An 18,672-nucleotide genomic window follows, 5' to 3' on the forward strand; every position below is an offset into this window, starting at 1 on the left:
CTCAGAGTCCGCGGTGCGAGCGACGAGACCCACTAGGGCGGACACCGCCTCGCCTGGCGTGATCCGCCACATCTCCGGCGCCAGGTGGCCGCTGGCCTCCATGCTGGCGAGACCGTTCGCGCTGGTGAGCAGGAGAGCTCCGAAGAGGTGGGCTCGGTCCGGCCCGACGACTCCTCCGACGATGCGGAGGAACTCGGCCTGCGCTCGGCTCTCAGGATCGGCAGCACCCCGGTGATCATGCTCAACGCCCTAGCCGACGGGGCCACGGACTGCGTCCTCCCCGACGAGCACGCGGGCGCGAAGGACGTCGTCGACCTGCTCCTCGACGCCGACCACTCCGAGGGGGTCGTCGTCGTCGGCCGGTCGGTCGACCAGCCCGACGACGAGTGGTTGACCCTGCCCGTGCAGCGCCGCCTCGAGGGGATTTGGGAATCGCTGCGCACGCACGGCGTCCGCCCGATCGCCCAGCTGCCGTGCCAGCCGTGGTCGGTGAAGGCGGGGTACGAGGCGGTCCGCGATCTGCTCGCCGCCGGCATCACTCCGCAGGCCCTGATCTGCTTGAACGACCGGCTCTCGTTCGGCGCCTACCGGGCGCTCGCGGAGGTGGGCCTTACCGTCGGGCGCGACGTCGCGGTCGTGTCCTTCGACGACGACGACATCGCCGTGTACCTGCACCCCATGCTCACTACGGCAGCCGCCCCCTTCGAGGAGATGGGAGCCCTGGCCGTGCGTCTCCTCCTCGACGAGGGCCACACGCCGGGCGAGCACCTCGCGCCCATACCCACTCGCGTCCGCGACTCCGTCCATCTTGCGCGAGTGCGAGCCGCTGAGCTTCAGAAGTTGAACCCTGAGACGGACTGGGCTCGGTGAGTCGGGCGGCCGCTCGATCTTCATCAGGTGGAGATCGAGCAACGGGATGACTGCCGAGGTTCTCGCGAACGAGCCGGTCACGGCCGGGCCCGTCGTTGAAGTAGCACGCATCGATGCCGAAACCGTTATGACAGCGCTGAACGCCGCTAATCCGGGGCCGTACGGCTGCTTCCTCTTGCATGAGGGCACGGTCTGATGGAGAGAACCGTTCCTCCCCAGGCTCCGCTGGACTGCTGATCGTTTCGTCGCGGACGACGGCGCGGGACGGGCCTCGCGCCGCCGCCGAGGAGCGCCGGGCGGCGGTCGTGGTCTTCAGCGCCTTGCTGCCTCACAGAGACCTTTCCCTGCTGCAGCCCGCGGGCCGGCGCAGGCGGATCCGGACTTCGCGAGGAGGCCCCGTCACCGGCGCGGAGCGGAGGAGTGGGATGTCCGACGCCGGTGGCGGAGTGGAACGGGCTGCCGTACGCGACTCGCCCGTCAGGCGGGGCGGGTCTGGCCGTAGCCGCCGAAGAGCTCTGTGACCTTCTCCATCTCGGCCTGGGAGAGCAGCGACGGCAGCCCGACCGAGGACGCGCGCAGCCAGACGTCGCAGACCCACTCGAGCTGACGAGCGCGATCGTACGCCTTCTGGAGGGTGTCGCCGTACGCGAGCGTTCCGTGATGCTCGATGATGCACGCCGAGCGCCCCGCGAGAGCGGCACTGATGTTGGCGACGAGCTCGGGCGTGCCGAAGGTGGCGTACGGCGCGACCTGGACGGACCCGCCGAACATGGCGAGTTGGTAGTGCACCGCCGGCACATCCCGTCGGAGCAGAGAGAGGGCGGTCGCGGCCGCCGAATGGGTGTGCACGACGGCCTGGGCGCCGTGCTCGACCACGCATTCCAGGTGGAACGGGAGCTCCACCGTCGGCTTCAGCGAACCGTCCACGATCGCTCCGGTGAGGTCCGTCACGACGACGTCCTCAGGACGCATCGTGTCGTAGTCGAGGCCACTGGGAGTGACGACGAGATGCTCCCCGACGCGAAGGGAGATGTTCCCCGAAGTTCCGACGACGAGTCGGTCGCGCACCATGCGCTGTGCGAGCGCGACGACACTCGCGCGCTCAGCCTCGTGCAGGATCGGCGCGCTCATAGCGACGGGTCCAGGAGGTACTTGGCGCCTTTGCCCGCGGCCATGTCCTCGAGGCTCTCCACGAGCGCCTCCAGCGGACGGGTCTCGGAGATCAGGCTCTCACCGTTGAGGTCTCCCGACGTCAGGAGGGCCATCGCGGTCTTCGTGAATTCGGGCGTGTGGTGGAAGACGCCCTTGAGGGTGTACTCGCTGTAGTGCATCGCCACGGCGTCCACCGAGAACCGGGATCCGGCCTTGGGACCGCCGAAGAGCACGGCAGTACCGCCCGGGCGGAGGCACTCGACCGTCTGCTCCCACACTTCGGGCAGACCGACCGCCTCGATCGCGACGTCCACCCCGCGCCCGCCCTCGGTCAGCTCCCTGACAGCCGCGGCACGGTCCGAGACGGATTCGAACGGGGTGAGGTCGATGGTCTCGCTCGCCCCCGCCTCCACCGCCTGGCGCAGTCGGAGCTCCGCGCGATCGGTCGCGATGACACGGGCGCCGCGCAGGCGGGAGAGCTTGATGAACATCAGTCCGATGGGTCCACAACCGTTGACCACGACCGTGTCGCCGAGCTGGATGCCCGATTCGGACATGCCGTGGACGACGGTCGCGAGCGGCTCCAGCGGCGCTGCGGAGGCGAAGGAGACGTGATCGGCAAGGTGGAAGGTGTTCCTGGCGACGATGGGCGCGGGGACCACGACCGACTCGGCGAACGCGCCGTTGAGGAAGGCCAGGTTCTCACAGAGGCTCGGACGCTGCTTCGTGCAGGCCCAGCAGTAGCCGCAGGGGGCGGTGTTCGCTGAGGCGACGCGGTCGCCCTCGGCGAATCCGGTGACACCCGCGCCGACGGCGTCGACGACGCCGGCGAACTCGTGCCCGAATCGTGCCGGCAGGGTGGGGAACAGCTTGGGGTGGCCTCGGCGGTACGACTTGAGGTCGGTTCCACAGGTCGCAGCCGCACGGACCGTCACGGAGATCTCCCCCGGTCCGGGGAGGGGCTTCTCGATCTCCTCGATCGCGAGTTCGCCGGGGCCTCGGAAGATCGCTGCTCGTATGGTGGTCATCATTTCCTTCCGGCGACCGGGGAAGTCGCTGCTGAGTGGTGGGCGATGTCGTCGGGCGTGACCTCTGCCACGTGGACGGTGGTGTCGAGCGAGCGCAGTCGCTCCAGATCCTCCGGCGCGATGCCGTCGTCGACGACGATGTGGTCGAAGACGTCGAGGGCGCAGACGCGGTAGGTGGCTCGGATGTCGAACTTGGTCGCGTCGACCGCGAGGATCCGGGTCTCGCCCGATTCGATCATCGCGAGCTTGCGGCGAGCGGTCTCGACCGAGGGGTGCTGCACCTGAGTCCCACTGATCGCGGCCGCGGACATGACGACCGCATCGGCGTTGAGCAGACGCAGCTGGTCGATGACCGCGGGGCCGTCGAAGGAGTCGAGATTCGGGTCGTACTGGCCGCCCAGACCGATGATGTCGATGTCCGGATCGACCGACGCCGCCACGATCGCGGGGAGGAAATTGGTGATGAGCGTGAGGGGGCGCAGAGCGGGGAGGTACTCGAGGAGCGCCATCGTTGTCGTCGAGTCCTCGAGGGCGACCGTGCTGCCCGGATGGAGCAGCCCGAGCACAGTGCGCGAGATCGCCCGCTTCTGCGCGGTCTGCTGGCGCATCCTCAGGTTGACGTTGCGCTCGTGGAGCCGCGGGCCGCCGACACGGGCACCGCCTCGCGTCCGCTCGATCCAGCCCTCCGCCGCGAGGGCGTCGAGGTCGCGGTGGATCGTCATCGGGCTGACGTCGAACCGCTCGGCGAGATCCTCGGTGCGCGCCCCGCCCGCATCGCGAATGTAGGCGGCGATCTGCTCACGACGCCGCGAGGGGATTCCTGCCATCGCTGTTCCCTCCTCGGAAGCTGGACAATGAAGATCACAGTATCAGCGAACCTCTCAAACGCAACACTTGACCTGTCATGTTCGACACATAGATGATGAGTCGGAGTCGACCGCGAAGGTCGACGCGACCACGGCGGTCGACTACCTAGGAGGGGCCCGGATGCCTGACGGTGATCTTGTCGTTGCGATCGACTGCTCGACGACGGCCAGCAAGGCCGTCGCCGTCGATGCGGGAGGCCGCACCGTCGCAACCGCGAGGCACTCCTTCCCCGTCCTCTCGCCCGGCGAGGGCCGGTTCGAGCAGGACGCGCGCGCGTGGTGGACGACCACGTTCGCAGCACTCCACGAGGTCGTGGAGTCGGTCGGCGGGGAGCGGGTCGCGGCTCTCACGATCACGCACCAGCGGGAGACGTTCGTCTGCCTGGACGGCGATCCCGTGCGCCCGGCGATGCTGTGGATGGACAAGCGAGCCGGCTCGCAGCTCGAGAGGCTGCGCGCGGAGAGCATCCACGCGCGGACCGGTCGCCCGGCGGACCTCACCCCGTCCTTCTACAAGCTCGCGTGGATGGCGGACGAGGAGCCCGAGCTGCTCGCGCGCAGCACCCGCGTCGGCGACGTCTCGGCCTATCTCACGCTGCAGCTCACCGGACGGTGGGCGTCGAGCAGCGCGAGCGCCGACTCGATGGGCATGATCGACCTCTCCCTCGGAGACTGGGACGACGAACTCTGCCGACTGGCAGGAGTGGACCGACGGGTCCTGCCCGACCTCGTGGCGCCCGGCACCTCCGTCGCCGCCGTCCTGCCCGAGATCGCGGAAACGCTGGGCCTGACGCCGGGGACCCCCGTCATCGCCGCCGCCGGCGACGGGCAGTGCGCGGCTCTCGGGGCCGGCCTCGTCGAGCCGGGCGACATCTACCTCAACCTCGGAACGGCGGAGGTCTGCGGCACGCTCGTGACGGACTACCAGTGGCACCCCGAGTACCGCACCGTCGCCGCCGCCGCCGGGCACGGGTTCCTGCTCGAGGCGTTCCTCGCCTCCGGCACCTCCCTGGTCAACTGGTACCGGGAGGAGTTTGGCTCGACCGATCCCGATGAACTGGACCGCCTGACGCAGGCGATCTCCCGCCTGCCCGCCGGAAGCGGCAACCTCGTCTCCCTCCCCTACTGGCTGGGCCTGCAGAGCCCGGCGTGGGACGAGCGCGCATCGGGAGCGGTCATCGGATGGCGGCCGTCGCACACTCGCGCGCACTTCTACCGCTCGCTCCTGGAGGGCATCGCCTTCGAGATCGCCACGCAGATCGACGTGCTCGAGACGGCTTCCGGCATGACGGGCCATCGCGTGCTCTGCACCGGAGGCGGGTCCCGGAGCGTCGTCTGGACGCAGATCGTGGCGGACGTCCTCGACCGGCCGGTGGTCATCTGCGACGAGCCGGAGACGACGGCACTCGGTGCGGCGATCCTCGCGGCGGTCGCCGCCGGACTGCACCACAGCCTGGACGACGCCATCGCCGCGATGAGCCGAGCGGGGGTCGTCATGCGCCCCGACCCGTCCGATGCGGCGGTCTATCGCGCGCTGCGCTCCATCCGAGACGGCCTCTACAGCATCCTCCGCCCGACGTTCCACGCTCTCTCCGCGCTGCACTGATCGCACGAGCCGGTCGACCCGCGACGCCCCCGACGGTCTCGTCGGGGGCGTCGTCGTGATGGGCGCGGCCCGCAGGACGGGACCGGCCTGGCCGTCCGGCGCTGGGAGAGGTCGCCCTCTTCACTCCCGCGCAGCCCGCCCCTGTGACCCGGGCGGCGGAGCGCTCCTCCTCGTCCGGACCCTCCGACCGGCCGCCCGGAGCACGACGAAGAGAGGGGTGGGCGACCCTCCGGCCACCCGCCCCTCTCTTCGTTCAGGAGGATCCCCGCGTCTACTCCTCGTTCGAGAGATCACCCGACTCGAGGTTCGCGTCGATCAGAGCGGGAAGCCGCTCGACGAATGCGTCCGAGTCGCTCACGACGTTGGCGTAGAACCCGTCGACGGTGTCAGCGTCGATCTCGGGCATCTTGTAGACGTACTCCTTCTCGACGTCCTCGCCCGCTGCCGCGCGGGCGGCGACGGCCAGTCCCGCGGCCAGCTCGACTCGCCCGTGCTGGAGGTTCGTGCCGATGAAGGTGCCCTCGCGGACGGCGTCGAGCCCGTCCTCGATGCCGTCGATGCCGACGATCGGGATGTCGAGTCCGGCCTCCTTGAGCGCCTGAAGGGCGCCGAGGCCCATGTCGTCGTTCTCGGCGACGACACCGGTGATCTCGTCGCCGAAGGCCGAGATCCAGTTCTTCATCTTGTTGACCGCCTCGTCCCGCTTCCAGTTGGCGGTGTCCTTCGCGAGGATTTCGATGCCGGGGTTCTCGTCGAGGACGTTCTGGATGCCCTGGGAGCGATCGACTTCGGCGGACTGGCCGAGCGGACCCTGGAGTACGACGATCTTTCCGCTGCCGCCGAGCTTCTCGGCCATCATCGTCATCTCCTGCTCTCCGGCGGCGATGTCATCGGGGAGCACTGAGGAGGTGACGTTGGTGGTGTCGGAGAGAGCGGCGTTCGCCGCGACGACGGGGATGCCCGCTGCTGCTGCTGCGCTCAACTGGGGGCCGAGCGAGTCGGCCTGCACCGGCACGACGACGATCGCGTCGACTGCCTGGTCGATGTACTGCTGGATCTGGTTGGCCTGCGTCGAGATGTCGAGGTTGGCCGAGTTCCAGACGAGGGTGATGTCGTTCGCCTCGGCGTACGCCTCCATGCCCTCCTGGCCTTGGGTGATGAACGAGCTCATGTCGTAGACGGACACGCCCACGGTCACGGAGTCGCCTCCTCCCGCTGCGGAGGGATCTCCCGCACCGCAGCCCGTCAGGGACAGGGTGGCCGCCGTGACGGCGGCCGCTGCCGCCCAGGTGGTGCGACGTGTGTTCTTCATGGTGCTGACTCCTTCGCCCGCGCCTTCGCGGGAGTGGGGGATGGGGATGGGAATGGGAATGGATCGTGGTGTCAGGACTTGGCTCGTCGTGTCGCCCAGACATCGATCCCGACGGCCGCGATGATCAGCGCGCCCTTGATGATCGACTGCCAGTAGGCGGGGATGACGAGGATGTCGAGGCCGTTGTTGAGGGTCTGGATGAGCAGCAGCCCGAGCAGGGTGCCCCAGACCGTTCCGCGCCCGCCGAAGAGGCTCGCGCCGCCGATGACGACCGCCGCGATGGCGTCCAGTTCGTAGCCGTTGCCGAGGGTGGGCGATCCGGAGATGACGCGGGAGGAGATCATGAGTCCCGAGACGCCGGCGAGAGCACCGCTGATCGCGTAGACCCGGATCAGCGTCCAGTTCGTGCGGACGCCCGCGAGGGATGCCGCCGTCGGATTGCCTCCGACGGCATAGATCCGCAGGCCGAACGTGGTGCGGGTCAGCATGAACCAGATGGCGGCGAAGCCGACGATCATCGTGATGACGGGGACCGTGAGGCCGAGGAAGGACGTGTTGGCGAAGTCGCCGTAGGCGGCCGGCACGCCGTTGATCGGCGCCCCGTTCCCGATGACGTAGGCCGCACCGGACGCCGCTGTCAGCATGCCGAGGGTCGCGACGAAGGGCGGCACCTTGAGCAGGCTGATCACCAGCCCGTTCACGAGGCCGCAGACCAGGCCGACGGCCAGCGCTGCGACGGGTGCGAGCCAGAGCGACTCGGGGTTCGCGACGGCGACGGACGCGGCGGTCATCGCGCTCACGGCGATGACCGAGCCGACGGAGAGGTCGATCCCGCCGGTCAGGATCACCAGGGTCTGCCCGAGTGCGACGAGAGCGAACGGGGCGGCGGCGATGAGGATCGTCGTCACGTTGTCGAGCGTCGCGAACCGGGCGCTGCGGTAGGTGAAGTAGCAGATGACGACCACGAGGACCAGCACCATGGCGTTGCGCACGAGGAGGTTCTGCAGGACCGGTCCGGTCAGCGTGAAGCGACCGCGTTCCGCGGCCGGGGCGATGGTGTTCATGAGAGGTCTCTCTTCGTCGAGCGGGACGTGGCGATTCCCGCGGTGAGCGCTGCCGCTTCACCGCTGGCGAGGTGGAAGATCTTGTTCTGCGCATCGGGGGCGCTGAGCGACTCCCGGTCGACCTCGCCCGCGATGCGGCCTCCGCGCATGACGCACACGCGGTGGCTCATGCCGATCAGCTCCGGCATGTCGGAGCTGACCAGGACGACGGCGAGGCCGGACGCGGCCAGGTCGGTGATGATGCGGTAGATCTCCCCGCGAGCACCGACGTCGACGCCTCTGGTGGGCTCGTCGAGGAGGAGGACGGAGGGAGTGCGGCTCAGCCAGCGCGCGATGACCACCTTCTGCTGGTTGCCGCCGGAGAGCGTCTCGATGAGCTGGGTGACCGCTCGGTAGCGCAGGCTCACGTCCTTCGCCAGACCGACCGCCGACCGCGATCGGGCGGAGGAGCGCAGCACACCGGCGACGGCGTAGTCGTCGAGATGCGGGAGCGTGAGGTTGTCCTGGATGGAGCGGCTGAGGACGAGCCCTTGCCGTTTCCGATCCTCCGGGACGTAGGCGATACCCGCAGAGATGGTCTGGCGCACTCGAGGTCGCTCGAGTGCGATGCCGCCGACCGTGACCGATCCGCGATGGGCGCGACGGACGCCGAACAGGGCGTTCAGGGTCGCTGAACGACCGGCACCGACCAGTCCCCCGATACCGAGGATCTCGCCGCGCCGGACGGTGAACGAGACCTCCGGGGCGCCGTCCTTGCGCTGCAAGCCCTTCACGCGGAGCGCGACGTCCTCACTCGCCTCCGGCAGCTCGGGGAAGAGCTGACCGAGCTCGCGACCGATCATCGCCGTCACGATGTCCTCCGCGGTGAGATCGCTCGTCGGAGCGTCTTCGACGAGCGTCCCGTCACGGAGTACCACGATCCGGTCGGCGATCGCCTCGATCTCGGCCATGCGGTGAGTCGTGTAGACGATCGCGACGCCCTGCGCGGTGAGCCGGGAAATCACCCGGTAGAGACGAGTGACCTCCGCCGTGGGGATGGACGATGTGGGCTCGTCCATCAGGAGGACCCGAGCGCCGGAGGTGCTCGCCTTCACGATCTCGATGATCTGCGTGTAAGCGACCGACAGTGTCCGCATACGACGTGAGGGGTCGATGTCGATGCCGAAGTCGTTCAGCATCCGTCGAGCTTCGGTCGCCATGCGCTTGCGGTTCAGGACGAATCCGGCCCGAGTGGGCTCCTGTCCGATGAACAGGTTCTCGGCGACCGTCAGATCGTCGTAGGGAGCGAGCTCCTGGGGGACGATACCCACGCCCAGAGATCGAGCCGCGTGCGGATTAGCCACGTCAAGCGGCTTCCCGTCGATCGTGACGGTCCCCTCGTCCGCCGCCAGCTGGCCCGTGATGATTTTGAACAGCGTCGACTTGCCGGCGCCGTTCTCCCCTGCCAGCACGGTCACGCTGCCGGCCTCGACGTCGAACGTCACATCTCGAAGGACGGGAACGCCGCCGAACGACTTCCTCAATCCTCGCACTGACAGGGCATGCGCCACTGCGACCACTCCTTCGTGTCCGATGACGCGATGGTGCTCGCGTCCTAACGTGCTTCCAGACCATAATCGGACAAAGAAAACGTGTCAAGTGGACCTAAATCACATTTATTGCTAGATTTCGGGAAGCAGGAGAGGATGGGCAACGTGGCCTCCAGACTTGACATCGATCATCGCCGAGCGGAGATCACCAAGCTCGTGACAGCGAAGGGCTTCGTGCGCGTGGACGAGCTAGCTGAGCGCTTCGACGTGACCGCCATGACGATCCACCGCGACCTCGAGGACCTCAACGGTCGAGGGATCCTGGCGAAAGTCCGCTCCGGCGCCCGTGCCACCCCACTCGAGGAGCGCGAGAGAGTCGTCTCCTTCCGCGAGCACCACATGGTCGAGCAGAAACAGGCCATCGCCCGCGCCGCCGTGCACTGGCTGGATGACCGCGATGACGTCCGAGTCGTCGCGCTGGACGACAGCACGACGGCTCTCGCCCTTGTCGAGCCGCTCGCCGACCACGACGTCACGGTGGTCACCAACTTTCTCCCCGCACTCGAGCGGCTGGCTGAGAGCCCCGACTCTCGTGTGATCGCTATCGGAGGGAGCTACGAGCACGAGTACCGGTCCTTCCACGGTGCCGGTGCCATCGAAGCGATCACCGCCATCCAGATCGACGTGACCTTCGTCTCGGTCGCCGCGGTCGGATCAGACGCCGTCTACAACCCCGCCGAACTTCCTCTCCTGACCAAGCGAGCGCTTCTTGCTCAGAGCCAGAAGGCAGTGCTGCTGGCCGATCACACCAAGTTCTCGCGGCGGGCGATGTTCCGCCAGGCGCGCCTCAAAGACTTCCAGGTCACAATCGTCGACGACGGCATCTCCAACCTCGACCTCCGCAGACTCCGCGACCAGGTGGAGACCGTCATCGTCGCCTCACCCTGAGCGGATGTGAGGGTCTCGCCGACCAACCCGCTGCGGGCGATGGCCGCTCGTGCTCAGGCGAGGGCCGTATCGGTGAGGGGTTCACCAAAGGAGGTACGGGCTCGTCGACGTCGAGCGTGCGCGGTCGTCCTTCGGCGGGGGTGCCGGAGCGCCGGTCGGTTCGAATGTCGGCCGGCTACTCGGCGGCGACCTCGGGGCGGGAGCGGCCGTTCGGCCCGGCGCCGGAGGCACACTCTCTGGGTATTTATCGGCCGCCGAGTCACCGACAGCCGGCGACTAGGTCGACGAGAGCCGACATCACCTCGTTCGGTGTGGTCCGCCACATCTCCGGCGCCAGGTGGCCGCTGGCCTCCATGCCGGCGAGTCCGTTCGCACTGGTCAGCAGGAGCGCGCCGAAGAGATGAGAGCGGTCCGGCCCGACGACGCCCCCCACGATGCGGAGGAACTCGGCTTGCGCTCGGCTCGCGGCCTCGATGGCCGGTTCGGGGTTCTGAGCAGGCAGCGTGAACATCATCCGATAGACCTCGGGCTCCTCTCTCCCGACCGCGAGCAGCGTGTCGAGCGCCGACCGCAGGACCGCCGCGTCATCGTCGGTCGCCGCGTCCGGCATCCGTCGCAATCGGTCCGCGATCCGGTCCCAGCTCTCGGCTCCGACGGCGGCCAAGAGGCTCTCCTTGTCCGGGAAGTGGCGGTAGGGCGCACCGCGCGACACGTCCGCACGCGCACCGACCTCGCGGAGTGTGACCCTCGCCGGACCGCCCTCGTTGAGCAGCTGCCGGGCCGCGTCGAGCAGAGACCGGCGGGTGGCCGCGGAGGATTCGAGACGACTGACCATGACGACATCATACAGTTGACAACGTCATCCGGAATGATATGGTTCTAAGATGACAACGTCACCTGAACCTACCGAACTCGTCCTCGTCACCGGTGCCTCCACCGGCATGGGCGCTGCGACCGTCCGCGAGCTCGCCGCCCGCGGATATCACGTGCTGGCGGGAGTCCGGCGCGAGAGCGACGGTCGGAGCCTCGAATCCCCCCGCATCCGGCCGGTGCTCCTCGACATCACGCGACCGGACCAGATCCGCGAGATCGCCGCGCTCGTCGAGGCCGACGGCCGACCGCTGAGGGCGGTCGTGAACAACGCCGGCATCGCCGTCAACGCTCCCGTCGAGGTCCTCCCGATGGAGGAGTGGCGCCGGCAGTTCGACGTCAACTTCTTCGGCCATATCGAGGTCACGCAGGCCGTGCTCCCGGCCCTGCTCAAGAGCCGTGGGCGCGTCGTCATGATCAGCTCGATCGGTGGGCGCCTCGCCCAGCCGACCTACGGGGCGTACTCCGGATCGAAGTTCGCTCTCGAAGCCGTCGCCGACTCGCTCCGTCGCGAGCTCGCACCCACCGGCGTGCAGGTCGCCATCGTCGAACCGGGTGCCGTGCGGACGGAGATGGTCGGGCGCGGCGGGGTCACCCTGAAGAAGCTCAGCGCAGACATGACCCCCGAGCAGGAGCGGCGCTACGGCAGTCTGATGAAGGCGATCCTGCTGCAGTCCGAGGGGTTCCTCCGCAGCGGAGTGGACGCCTCGCAGGCCGCGAGGACCATCGCGACCGCCGCCACAGCGCGGCGGCCGAAGACCCGCTACACGATCGGCCGCGACGCGGCGATCCTGATCCGCCTCGCGCGCCTACTGCCGGACCGCGTACTCGACCGCCTTCTGGCGTCGTCCCTCCGGAGCCTCCTGCGCAAGGCGCGATAGCACTCCGAGCACCCGCTCATCACCACCACTCACCACCTCACGGAAAGCAGAACCCATGCCCTCTCTCATCGACGCCGTCGTCCTCGTCACCGGAGCCAACGGAGGCATCGGCACGCAGTTCGTCCACTCCGCACTCGCACGCGGGGCCGCCAAGGTCTACGCCTCCGCACGGGTCCCTCGCGCGTGGGACGACCCCCGCATCGTTCCGCTCACGCTGGATGTGACCGACACCGCCTCGATCAGCGCCGCGGCCGCCGTCGCCACCGACGTCACGGTGATCGTCAACAACGCGGGAGGCCTGCCGCCGACCGCCAGCCTGCTCGACATCGACGAGCAGGCCCTGCGGCAGAACATGGAGATCAACTTCTTCGCTCCGCTTCTCGTGGCACGGGCGTTCGCTCCGATCCTCGCCGAGGCCCGGAACGCTGTCCTGATCGACATCCACTCCGTCGCCAGCTGGTACGCGGGCGCGGGGGTCTACAGCGCCTCGAAGGCGGCTCTCTGGTCGGCCACCAACTCGCTCCGACTCGAACTCGCTCCTCGCGGCGTCCACGTGACCGGCGTGCACATGGGGTACGTCGACACCGCGATGGCGGCCCACACCGACGACGCCAAGATGCGACCCGCCGACCTGGTGGCGGCCGTGCTCGACGGAGTCGGAGACGACGAGTACGAGATCGTCGCCGACGAGCTCAGCCGACAGGTGAAGGCCGGACTCGCCGCTCCGATCCAGGTCCTCTACCCCGAGCTCCGAGTCGAGTAGCGGGTCCCCCGCCGGAGCTCCGACGAGCCGGCGCCCGGTCGCCGCGCCGTGTCGTCACCCGCGTCTCCGTCCCGCCCGCACCCCGTCGCTACCCCCAGGAGTCCTGCATGATCATCGCCTTCCTCGTCGTCGCCGGCCTCGCTGCGCTCGCCTTCGTCGGCTCCGGTCTCCTCAAGATCGTCCGCTCCCCGGCAGCGCTGAGAGAGAGCGGTCTGGTGTGGGTGGACGACTTCTCCCCGTCGACCGTGAGGCTGATCGGCGCAGCCGAGACCCTCGGCGGGATCGGGCTCATCGTCCCGGTCGTCGCGGGCATCGCGCCGGTCCTCGCTCCCGTCGCCGGGGCAGCACTGGCGGTCCTGATGATCGGCGCGGTCGTGGTCGACGCCCGCCACGAGCTGACCGTCGTCCCGGCTGTCGTCCTCGCCCTGCTCGCGAGCGCCTCCGCCGTTCTCGGCGTCCTCGTCCTCGACTGAGCGCCGGAGTCACGACGACGGCGCACGACCCGCTCCTGCGAACGCCGGCCGCACCCCGTTGCGAGGCGTGCGGATTCAGGTCGGGCGCGCCCGCTCCGCTCGTCTGATCGTGGGTGCGAGGGTCCCGGCGAGGACGAGGGAGAGGAGCACGGAGGCGGAGGCGACGATCGGAAGAGCGCCGATGCCGATCGTGTCGATCGTGATGCCTCCGACGGTCGCTCCCGCCGCGAAGCCGCCCTGCGCGAGCAGCACTCCGATGCTCGTCGCGGTCTCCGGAGCACGGGCACCCGTCAGGAGCAGCGCCTGCTGGTGGACGACGACGGTGGCGGCGACGCCCGCTCCCCAGAAGGTCGTCCCCGCGAGGATGATCCAGACCGCACCTCCTGCGGCTGCCAGCGCGGTGAAGCCGAGCACGACGATCGCGGGAGCGATGATCAGGGCGGGCGCGAGGCTGCGACGGGAGACGCGTCCGATGACCAGGGTTCCGACGATACCTCCGACTCCGGTGAGGGCGAGCGCGACGCCGGTCGTCGAACGGGGTGCACCGACGGAGGACAGGTAGGCGTCGAGGTAGGTGAGGGCGATGAAGTGGGCGAGCATCACCAGTGACCAGCCGATGGCGACCCGCAGCACTCCGGGCAGGCGCGCCGTGCGGAGCACGCTCGCGGACTCCTGCCTGTTCTCCCGGACGCTGGGCACGACGAACCACAGGAGGGCTCCCGCGACGGCGACGAGGAGGGGGCCGCCCCGAGGAAGACGGGCCGCCAGCCCGTGACGGCTCCGACCAGGGAGGCGATCGGAGCGCCGAGGGCGGTCCCGAGGGTGGTCGCGGTGAAGACGACCGTGAGGGCCCTCCTGGCGTGGCCGGGACCGGCGATGCGGAGGACGATCGCGGGGAAGAGAGTGCAGATCAGGGCGTAGCACGCGCCGCCGATGAACCGTCCGGCGCCCGCGACGGCGAGGTCGGGCGTGAGGGCGACGACCGCCGTGCTGAGGCCGAGTGCGCCCATGACGACCATGAGGACGGGGCGGCGCGCGAACCGCAGCGCCAGCGCCGTCAGCGGGAGGACCAGCAGGGCGTTGCCGAGGGCGTAGAACGTGGTGAGCGTCCCCGCCGCGGCGAGACCGACGCCGAAATCCTGCGCGATGCCGATCAGCAGACCGGCAGGACTCAGTTCGATCGAGACGGCGAGGAACCAGGCGAAGCCCAGGATCAGGACCGGGATCCACGGGAACGGCCCTGCGGATCGGGTCGATGTCGAGGCCGTGCTCGTGGGACTGGTCACGAAAACGCGGTCCGGACGATCGCGAAGAGTGATCCCCTCACGCGACGGCCCGGACGAGGACGACCATCGACTGCTGCGGCAGCATGACCCGGGGACGCAGCCCGATCGTGCCGAGCTCGCGTCCTGTGGCGTGCACGGCTCCGGCCTCGAGCCAGGGCAGAGCGGTCAGCCCGGCACCGACCGAATCGCTCCCCTCCACCGTCACGACGTAGCGCGCATCGCGCTGGAGCCCGGGGAGAACGACGCGGCCGGTGGGGTAGCTCGTGCTCATCGCGACCTGGGAGAGCACGAAGACGCCGCGCCGCCGATCCTGGCTGATCACTCCTCTCACGTCGAGGGAGGGGTCGGCGGGATCGCCGTTGACAGTGCGTCCGGTGGCGACGAGATCGCGGAGCCGCTTGGCGCGGGCGACCCAGTGCGCGATGTCGGCGCGGGTCCGCGCGTCGGTGGTCGTCAGGTCCCATTCGATGCCGGTGTGGCCCAGGAGTGCGACGGCCGCCGAGAAGTCCAGGTCGACGGTGCGGCCGGTGGCGTGCACCCTCGGGCTCGTCAGATGCATCCCCATCATCTCGGGAGGCACGACCAGCCCGGTGTAGCGCTGATTGCCGAGGCGCTCGATCGGGTCGAGATCATCGCTGACCCACACTCGGTCGGTCCGGTCCAGGATCCCGAGGTCGACTCTGGACCCTCCGGAGGCGCACGACTCGATCTCGAGGCCGGGATGGGCGGCTCGGAGCTCGTCGAGGAGGCGGTAGAGGGCGAGAGTGGTCGCGTGCACTCGCGCTGATGCACCGGGGCCGGATCCGGCGTCGACCAGGTCGCGGTTGTGATCCCACTTCAGATACGCGATCGGGTACTCGTCCAGCAAGGAGCTCAGACGTTCGAAGAGGTGGTCGTACGCGTCCGGGTGCGAGAGGTCGAGCACGTGCTGACCGCGCCCGGTGACCGGGAGCGCGGCACGGGCTCGCAGCAGCCAGTCGGGGTGCTCGCGGGCGAGATCGCTGTCGGAGTTGACCATCTCGGGCTCGACCCAGAGCCCGAACTCCATGCCGAGTGCGCTCACGCGGTCGGTGAGGGGCGCGAGTCCGTCCGGCCAGACGTCCTCGTCGACGGACCAGTCGCCGAGGCCTGCCGTGTCGTCGCGACGGCCGCGGAACCAGCCGTCGTCGAGGACGAAGCGTTCGACGCCGACCTCCGCCGCGGCCTCGGCGAGGGCGGTGAGCCGCGCGAGGTCGTGGTCGAAGTACACGGCTTCCCAGGTGTTGAGGGTTATGGGCCGAGGACGGGACGGGTGGTGCGGCCTCGCGCGCCAGAGCGCGTGGAAGCGATGCGCGAGGTCGTCGAGTCCGTTCCCCCACGAGCCGTAGACGATCGGGGAGAGGACGGTCGCGCCGGGGGCGATCGGCAGTTCGCCGGGCAGGTACAGCTCGCCTCCTGTCAGGGCCGCATCGCCGGTCGTGACGCGCTCCGCGGCGACGCGGTGGTTGCCGCTCCAGCCGACGTGCACGGCGTGCACGAGCCCGTGGCCGAACCCGAAGCCCGGTGTGCCGCACGCGAGCAGGAGCGTAGCGTCGGCTCCGGGACGACCGCGGCGGCTCTCCCGCACGTGCCGGCCGAAGGTGAAGTCGTGCCGCTGCGGTGTCCTCTCGCGCAGGTGGCGACCCGTGGTGTCGAGCAGCTCGGTGGAGTCCCACGGGAGCGGGAACGTCGCCTGCAGCGTCACCAGCTGGTAGGTGGTCGTCCCGAGGTTGGTCACCGCCAGACGCTGGGTCAGGATCCCGCCGACGCCGATCTCCAGGTAGGCATCGACACGGATCCCCGACTCCACGTCCTCGAGGCGGAGTGCCGCCGAGTGCTCATCGGAGCGCACGTCCGCGAGGTCCAGCAGCAGGCTGAAGCCCGCGCCGTCCTCCCGATGGCCCTCGATCCCCGGCGCTCCCGACCAGCCGCTCGACGCGGTGGGCACGATCGCCAGTCGCACCGGGGAGTCGAGCCCCCCGGTGACCCGCTGCGGTCGGAGCAGGAGTGCGGTGTCCGAGCCGAGCCGCCCGGGGGGCAGGGGCAGCTCCGTGCCCCAGTGCAGGATCGCGGGCCCGTGGTCCGTCTGCAGCTCGATCAGCACGCTGGTGCCGTCGCGCCGGAGGTGCAGCAGCCCCGATTCGCGCGGCTCGGTCGGAGTCCCTGTCGGCATCCCCTCCCGAGCGGTGGTGCCGGTCATCCCTTGACGGCGGAGCCGGCGACGGACTGGACGAAGTAGCGCTGAAAGATCAGGAACACGATCAGCACCGGCAGCACGAGCAGCGTGCCGAACGCGAAGGTCTGCCCCCAGTCGGGCGGGACCTGGGCCGAGAACACGCTCATCTCCAGTGGCAGCGGGCGGGCAGCCGGGTCGGAGGTGACGAGGGAAGGCCAGAGGTACTGACCCCACGAGGAGAGGAAGGTGAGGATCGCGACGGTCGCGAACACGGGCTTGGAGTTCGGCACGACGATGCGCAGGAACGTGCCCCACGATCCGAGGCCGTCCAGGCGCGCGGCCTCCTCCATGCTCCTCGGGATGTTGAGGAAGAACGTGTAGAAGAGGAAGACCGAGAACGCGTTCGCGATGAAGGGGATCATCTGCACGAGAAGGGTGTCGCGCTGGCCCTGCATCAGCGACATCAGGGGGATCGCGACCGATTCGAACGGGACGATCACGAGCAGGACGATCAGCAGGAACACCTTGTCGCGGCCGATCCACTCGAGGCGGGCGAAGGCGTAGCCGGCCAGCGAGTTGACGACGAGGCCGGCGACGACGACGACGAACGAGATCACGAACGAGTTCGCGAAGAACTGCCAGAAGTGGCCGGTGGCGTCGGAGCTCAGCGCGGCGAAGACGCTGGCGTAGTTGTCGAAGGAGAGATTCGACGGCAGGAAGCCGGCGAAGCCGTCGAGGACCTGCGAGGACGGCTTGAGGCTGCCGATCAGGAGGTAGTAGATCGGCGCGAACATGAGTGCCGCGGCGACGATCATGACGGCGTAGTCGCGGATGGTGCGGGCCGTCCGGCGGCCGGATGCAGTGCTCAACTCTCGCTCCCTTGGCGGAGGACCCGACGCTGGATCAGGGTGATGACGACGATGATCAGGAAGAGGACGACGGAGATCGCGGATGCGCGTCCGAGGTTGCTCTCCCCGTAGATCGCCTGGGTGGCGTTGTAGAGCAGGGTCTGGGTGCCCTCCTCGTTCGCGCCGGCGGTGCGGATCAGGATGAACACCTGGTCGTAGACGCGGAACGCGAGGATCGTCGTCAGCAGGGTGACGAAGATCAGCGTGTTGCGGATGCCGGGGACGGTGACGTGCACGAACTGCTGCCAGCCGCTCGCCCGATCCAGACGGGCCGCCTCGTAGCGCTCCTCCGGGATCTCCTGCAGCGCGGCGAGCAGGATCACCATCTGGAAGCCCACGCCCTGCCAGATCGACAGCAGGATGACGGAGCCCAGGGCGGTGGCGGAGGACCCGAGCCAGTCATGGGCGGGCACGAGCCCGCCCGTGAGGAAGGTGACGGAGGAGTTCAGCAGTCCGTCGGAGCTGCGGTCGAGGATGAGGCGCCAGATCACCGCGACGAGGGCCATCGGGAAGACGACCGGCATGAAGAAGAAGGTCCGGAAGAAGCGGACGCCGGCGAGCTTGCGGTTCAGCAGGACCGCGAGCAGCAGCGCGAGGCCGGTCTGCACGGGGATCACCACGATCGCGAAGACCAGGTTGTTGACCAGCGACCGCAGGAAGGGTCCGGAGATCACCGGATCGGTGAAGAGCCGGACGTAGTTGGTGAGGCCCCAGAACTTCGCCGGGCGGCTCTGCTCGACCTGCACGTTGTAGAGCGAGAGGACGATCGCGGCGACGAAGGGGACGGCGACGAAGGCGAGGAGGCCGAGGACCGCCGGAGCGGACATCAGGACGCCGTCGCGGGTGTCCTTCCAGCGGACGCGGGCTCGCCTCCTGGCGAGGGGGACGGGGCGCATCGGCGTCGATACGGGTGAGGCCACGG

The 18,672-nt window shown here is 69.1% G+C and carries 18 protein-coding genes; 6 read left to right on the top strand and 12 right to left on the bottom strand.

Translation table 11 applies throughout. From position 1 onward, the window contains the following. Positions 1-237: 237 nt before the first annotated feature. Positions 238-870 (top strand): substrate-binding domain-containing protein, encoded by a 633-nt coding sequence (locus ASF46_RS15960; protein WP_235576968.1) that lies wholly within the window; start codon positions 238-240, stop codon positions 868-870. A 477-nt stretch (positions 871-1,347) separates the two neighbouring features. Here the strand turns inward: ASF46_RS15960 and ASF46_RS15965 are convergent, their stop codons facing one another. Genes ASF46_RS15965 through ASF46_RS15975 form a run of 3 tightly spaced genes read right to left on the bottom strand, consistent with a single transcriptional unit; the run spans position 1,348 to position 3,877 of the window. Further along, positions 1,348-2,001, bottom strand: a complete 654-nt coding sequence (locus tag ASF46_RS15965; RefSeq protein WP_157602619.1) for a class II aldolase/adducin family protein — start codon at positions 1,999-2,001, stop codon at positions 1,348-1,350. After that, positions 1,998-3,050, bottom strand: a complete 1,053-nt coding sequence (locus ASF46_RS15970; RefSeq protein WP_056868441.1) for a zinc-dependent alcohol dehydrogenase — start codon at positions 3,048-3,050, stop codon at positions 1,998-2,000. Before ASF46_RS15970 ends, ASF46_RS15965 begins: the two co-directional genes overlap by 4 nt. Further along, entirely contained in the window at positions 3,050-3,877 is an 828-nt protein-coding gene (locus ASF46_RS15975; protein ID WP_056868442.1) for a DeoR/GlpR family DNA-binding transcription regulator, read from the bottom strand. The genes ASF46_RS15970 and ASF46_RS15975 overlap by 1 nt, the downstream gene beginning before the upstream one ends. A gap of 160 nt (positions 3,878-4,037) precedes the next feature. Here ASF46_RS15975 and ASF46_RS15980 point away from each other — a divergent pair, with 160 nt between their 5' ends. Next, complete coding sequence (locus ASF46_RS15980) at positions 4,038-5,522, top strand: xylulokinase (RefSeq protein WP_056868443.1); 1,485 nt, start codon at positions 4,038-4,040, stop codon at positions 5,520-5,522. A 271-nt stretch (positions 5,523-5,793) separates the two neighbouring features. Here ASF46_RS15980 and ASF46_RS15985 read toward each other — a convergent pair whose 3' ends face one another. The 3 genes from ASF46_RS15985 to ASF46_RS15995 form a co-directional block, all read right to left on the bottom strand. Then, the gene (locus ASF46_RS15985; RefSeq protein ID WP_056868444.1) at positions 5,794-6,834 is read right to left on the bottom strand and encodes a substrate-binding domain-containing protein; all 1,041 of its coding nucleotides are present in this window, start codon (positions 6,832-6,834) and stop codon (positions 5,794-5,796) included. Between the two features lie 71 nt (positions 6,835-6,905). Further along, positions 6,906-7,898 (bottom strand): ABC transporter permease, encoded by a 993-nt coding sequence (locus ASF46_RS15990; RefSeq protein ID WP_056868445.1) that lies wholly within the window; start codon positions 7,896-7,898, stop codon positions 6,906-6,908. Next, positions 7,895-9,382, bottom strand: a complete 1,488-nt coding sequence (locus ASF46_RS15995; protein ID WP_235576969.1) for a sugar ABC transporter ATP-binding protein — start codon at positions 9,380-9,382, stop codon at positions 7,895-7,897. Before ASF46_RS15995 ends, ASF46_RS15990 begins: the two co-directional genes overlap by 4 nt. A gap of 201 nt (positions 9,383-9,583) precedes the next feature. On the opposite strand from ASF46_RS15995, the gene ASF46_RS16000 reads away from it, so the two are divergent. Beyond that, on the top strand, positions 9,584-10,375 hold the full coding sequence (locus ASF46_RS16000; RefSeq protein WP_056868447.1) for a DeoR/GlpR family DNA-binding transcription regulator: 792 nt from the start codon (positions 9,584-9,586) through the stop codon (positions 10,373-10,375). A 259-nt stretch (positions 10,376-10,634) separates the two neighbouring features. Here ASF46_RS16000 and ASF46_RS16005 read toward each other — a convergent pair whose 3' ends face one another. Then, entirely contained in the window at positions 10,635-11,210 is a 576-nt protein-coding gene (locus ASF46_RS16005; protein WP_056868448.1) for a TetR/AcrR family transcriptional regulator, read from the bottom strand. A 49-nt stretch (positions 11,211-11,259) separates the two neighbouring features. Between ASF46_RS16005 and ASF46_RS16010 the strand changes: the two genes are divergently transcribed. The 3 genes from ASF46_RS16010 (at position 11,260) to ASF46_RS16020 (ending at position 13,362) form a co-directional block, all read left to right on the top strand. Further along, positions 11,260-12,126, top strand: a complete 867-nt coding sequence (locus ASF46_RS16010; protein WP_056868449.1) for an SDR family oxidoreductase — start codon at positions 11,260-11,262, stop codon at positions 12,124-12,126. Between the two features lie 55 nt (positions 12,127-12,181). Then, complete coding sequence (locus tag ASF46_RS16015; protein ID WP_056868450.1) at positions 12,182-12,889, top strand: SDR family oxidoreductase; 708 nt, start codon at positions 12,182-12,184, stop codon at positions 12,887-12,889. A gap of 107 nt (positions 12,890-12,996) precedes the next feature. After that, a complete protein-coding gene (locus ASF46_RS16020; RefSeq protein WP_056868451.1) occupies positions 12,997-13,362 on the top strand; it encodes a DoxX family protein in 366 nt (121 codons plus the stop codon). A gap of 75 nt (positions 13,363-13,437) precedes the next feature. Here the strand turns inward: ASF46_RS16020 and ASF46_RS16025 are convergent, their stop codons facing one another. From ASF46_RS16025 to ASF46_RS16045, 5 genes are read right to left on the bottom strand one after another with little or no spacing between them, the layout of a single operon-like run. Further along, positions 13,438-14,022, bottom strand: coding sequence for an MFS transporter (locus ASF46_RS16025; RefSeq protein WP_056868452.1), 585 nt, complete (start codon positions 14,020-14,022; stop codon positions 13,438-13,440). After that, positions 13,962-14,648: an MFS transporter gene (locus ASF46_RS16030; RefSeq protein WP_056868453.1), complete on the bottom strand. Its 687-nt coding sequence runs from the start codon at positions 14,646-14,648 to the stop codon at positions 13,962-13,964. Before ASF46_RS16030 ends, ASF46_RS16025 begins: the two co-directional genes overlap by 61 nt. 37 nt (positions 14,649-14,685) lie before the next feature. Further along, positions 14,686-16,866, bottom strand: coding sequence for an alpha-galactosidase (locus ASF46_RS16035; protein WP_200919728.1), 2,181 nt, complete (start codon positions 16,864-16,866; stop codon positions 14,686-14,688). Next, positions 16,863-17,711 carry a carbohydrate ABC transporter permease gene (locus ASF46_RS16040; RefSeq protein ID WP_056868455.1) on the bottom strand — a complete coding sequence of 283 codons (849 nt, stop codon included), beginning with the start codon at positions 17,709-17,711 and terminating at the stop codon, positions 16,863-16,865. Before ASF46_RS16040 ends, ASF46_RS16035 begins: the two co-directional genes overlap by 4 nt. Then, positions 17,708-18,670: a carbohydrate ABC transporter permease gene (locus ASF46_RS16045; protein WP_235576970.1), complete on the bottom strand. Its 963-nt coding sequence runs from the start codon at positions 18,668-18,670 to the stop codon at positions 17,708-17,710. The genes ASF46_RS16040 and ASF46_RS16045 overlap by 4 nt, the downstream gene beginning before the upstream one ends. Between the last annotated feature and the right edge of the window lie 2 nt (positions 18,671-18,672).

It is taken from the genome of Rathayibacter sp. Leaf296 (assembly GCF_001423045.1).
In the GTDB taxonomy this organism is placed as follows: domain Bacteria; phylum Actinomycetota; class Actinomycetes; order Actinomycetales; family Microbacteriaceae; genus Rathayibacter; species Rathayibacter caricis.

Excerpts from the sequence above, each read along its gene's own strand:
- ASF46_RS15985 (WP_056868444.1), bottom strand. The coding sequence starts at position 6,834 with ATGAAGAACACACGTCGCACCACCTGGGCGGCAGCGGCCGCCGTCACG.
- ASF46_RS15965 (WP_157602619.1), bottom strand. The coding sequence starts at position 2,001 with ATGAGCGCGCCGATCCTGCACGAGGCTGAGCGCGCGAGTGTCGTCGCG.
- ASF46_RS15990 (WP_056868445.1), bottom strand. The coding sequence starts at position 7,898 with ATGAACACCATCGCCCCGGCCGCGGAACGCGGTCGCTTCACGCTGACC.
- ASF46_RS16015 (WP_056868450.1), top strand. The coding sequence starts at position 12,182 with ATGCCCTCTCTCATCGACGCCGTCGTCCTCGTCACCGGAGCCAACGGA.
- ASF46_RS15975 (WP_056868442.1), bottom strand. The coding sequence starts at position 3,877 with ATGGCAGGAATCCCCTCGCGGCGTCGTGAGCAGATCGCCGCCTACATT.
- ASF46_RS16010 (WP_056868449.1), top strand. The coding sequence starts at position 11,260 with ATGACAACGTCACCTGAACCTACCGAACTCGTCCTCGTCACCGGTGCC.
- ASF46_RS16020 (WP_056868451.1), top strand. The coding sequence starts at position 12,997 with ATGATCATCGCCTTCCTCGTCGTCGCCGGCCTCGCTGCGCTCGCCTTC.
- ASF46_RS16000 (WP_056868447.1), top strand. The coding sequence starts at position 9,584 with ATGGGCAACGTGGCCTCCAGACTTGACATCGATCATCGCCGAGCGGAG.
- ASF46_RS15960 (WP_235576968.1), top strand. The coding sequence starts at position 238 with ATGCTCAACGCCCTAGCCGACGGGGCCACGGACTGCGTCCTCCCCGAC.
- ASF46_RS15970 (WP_056868441.1), bottom strand. The coding sequence starts at position 3,050 with ATGACCACCATACGAGCAGCGATCTTCCGAGGCCCCGGCGAACTCGCG.
- ASF46_RS16035 (WP_200919728.1), bottom strand. The coding sequence starts at position 16,866 with ATGACCGGCACCACCGCTCGGGAGGGGATGCCGACAGGGACTCCGACC.
- ASF46_RS15980 (WP_056868443.1), top strand. The coding sequence starts at position 4,038 with ATGCCTGACGGTGATCTTGTCGTTGCGATCGACTGCTCGACGACGGCC.
- ASF46_RS16005 (WP_056868448.1), bottom strand. The coding sequence starts at position 11,210 with ATGGTCAGTCGTCTCGAATCCTCCGCGGCCACCCGCCGGTCTCTGCTC.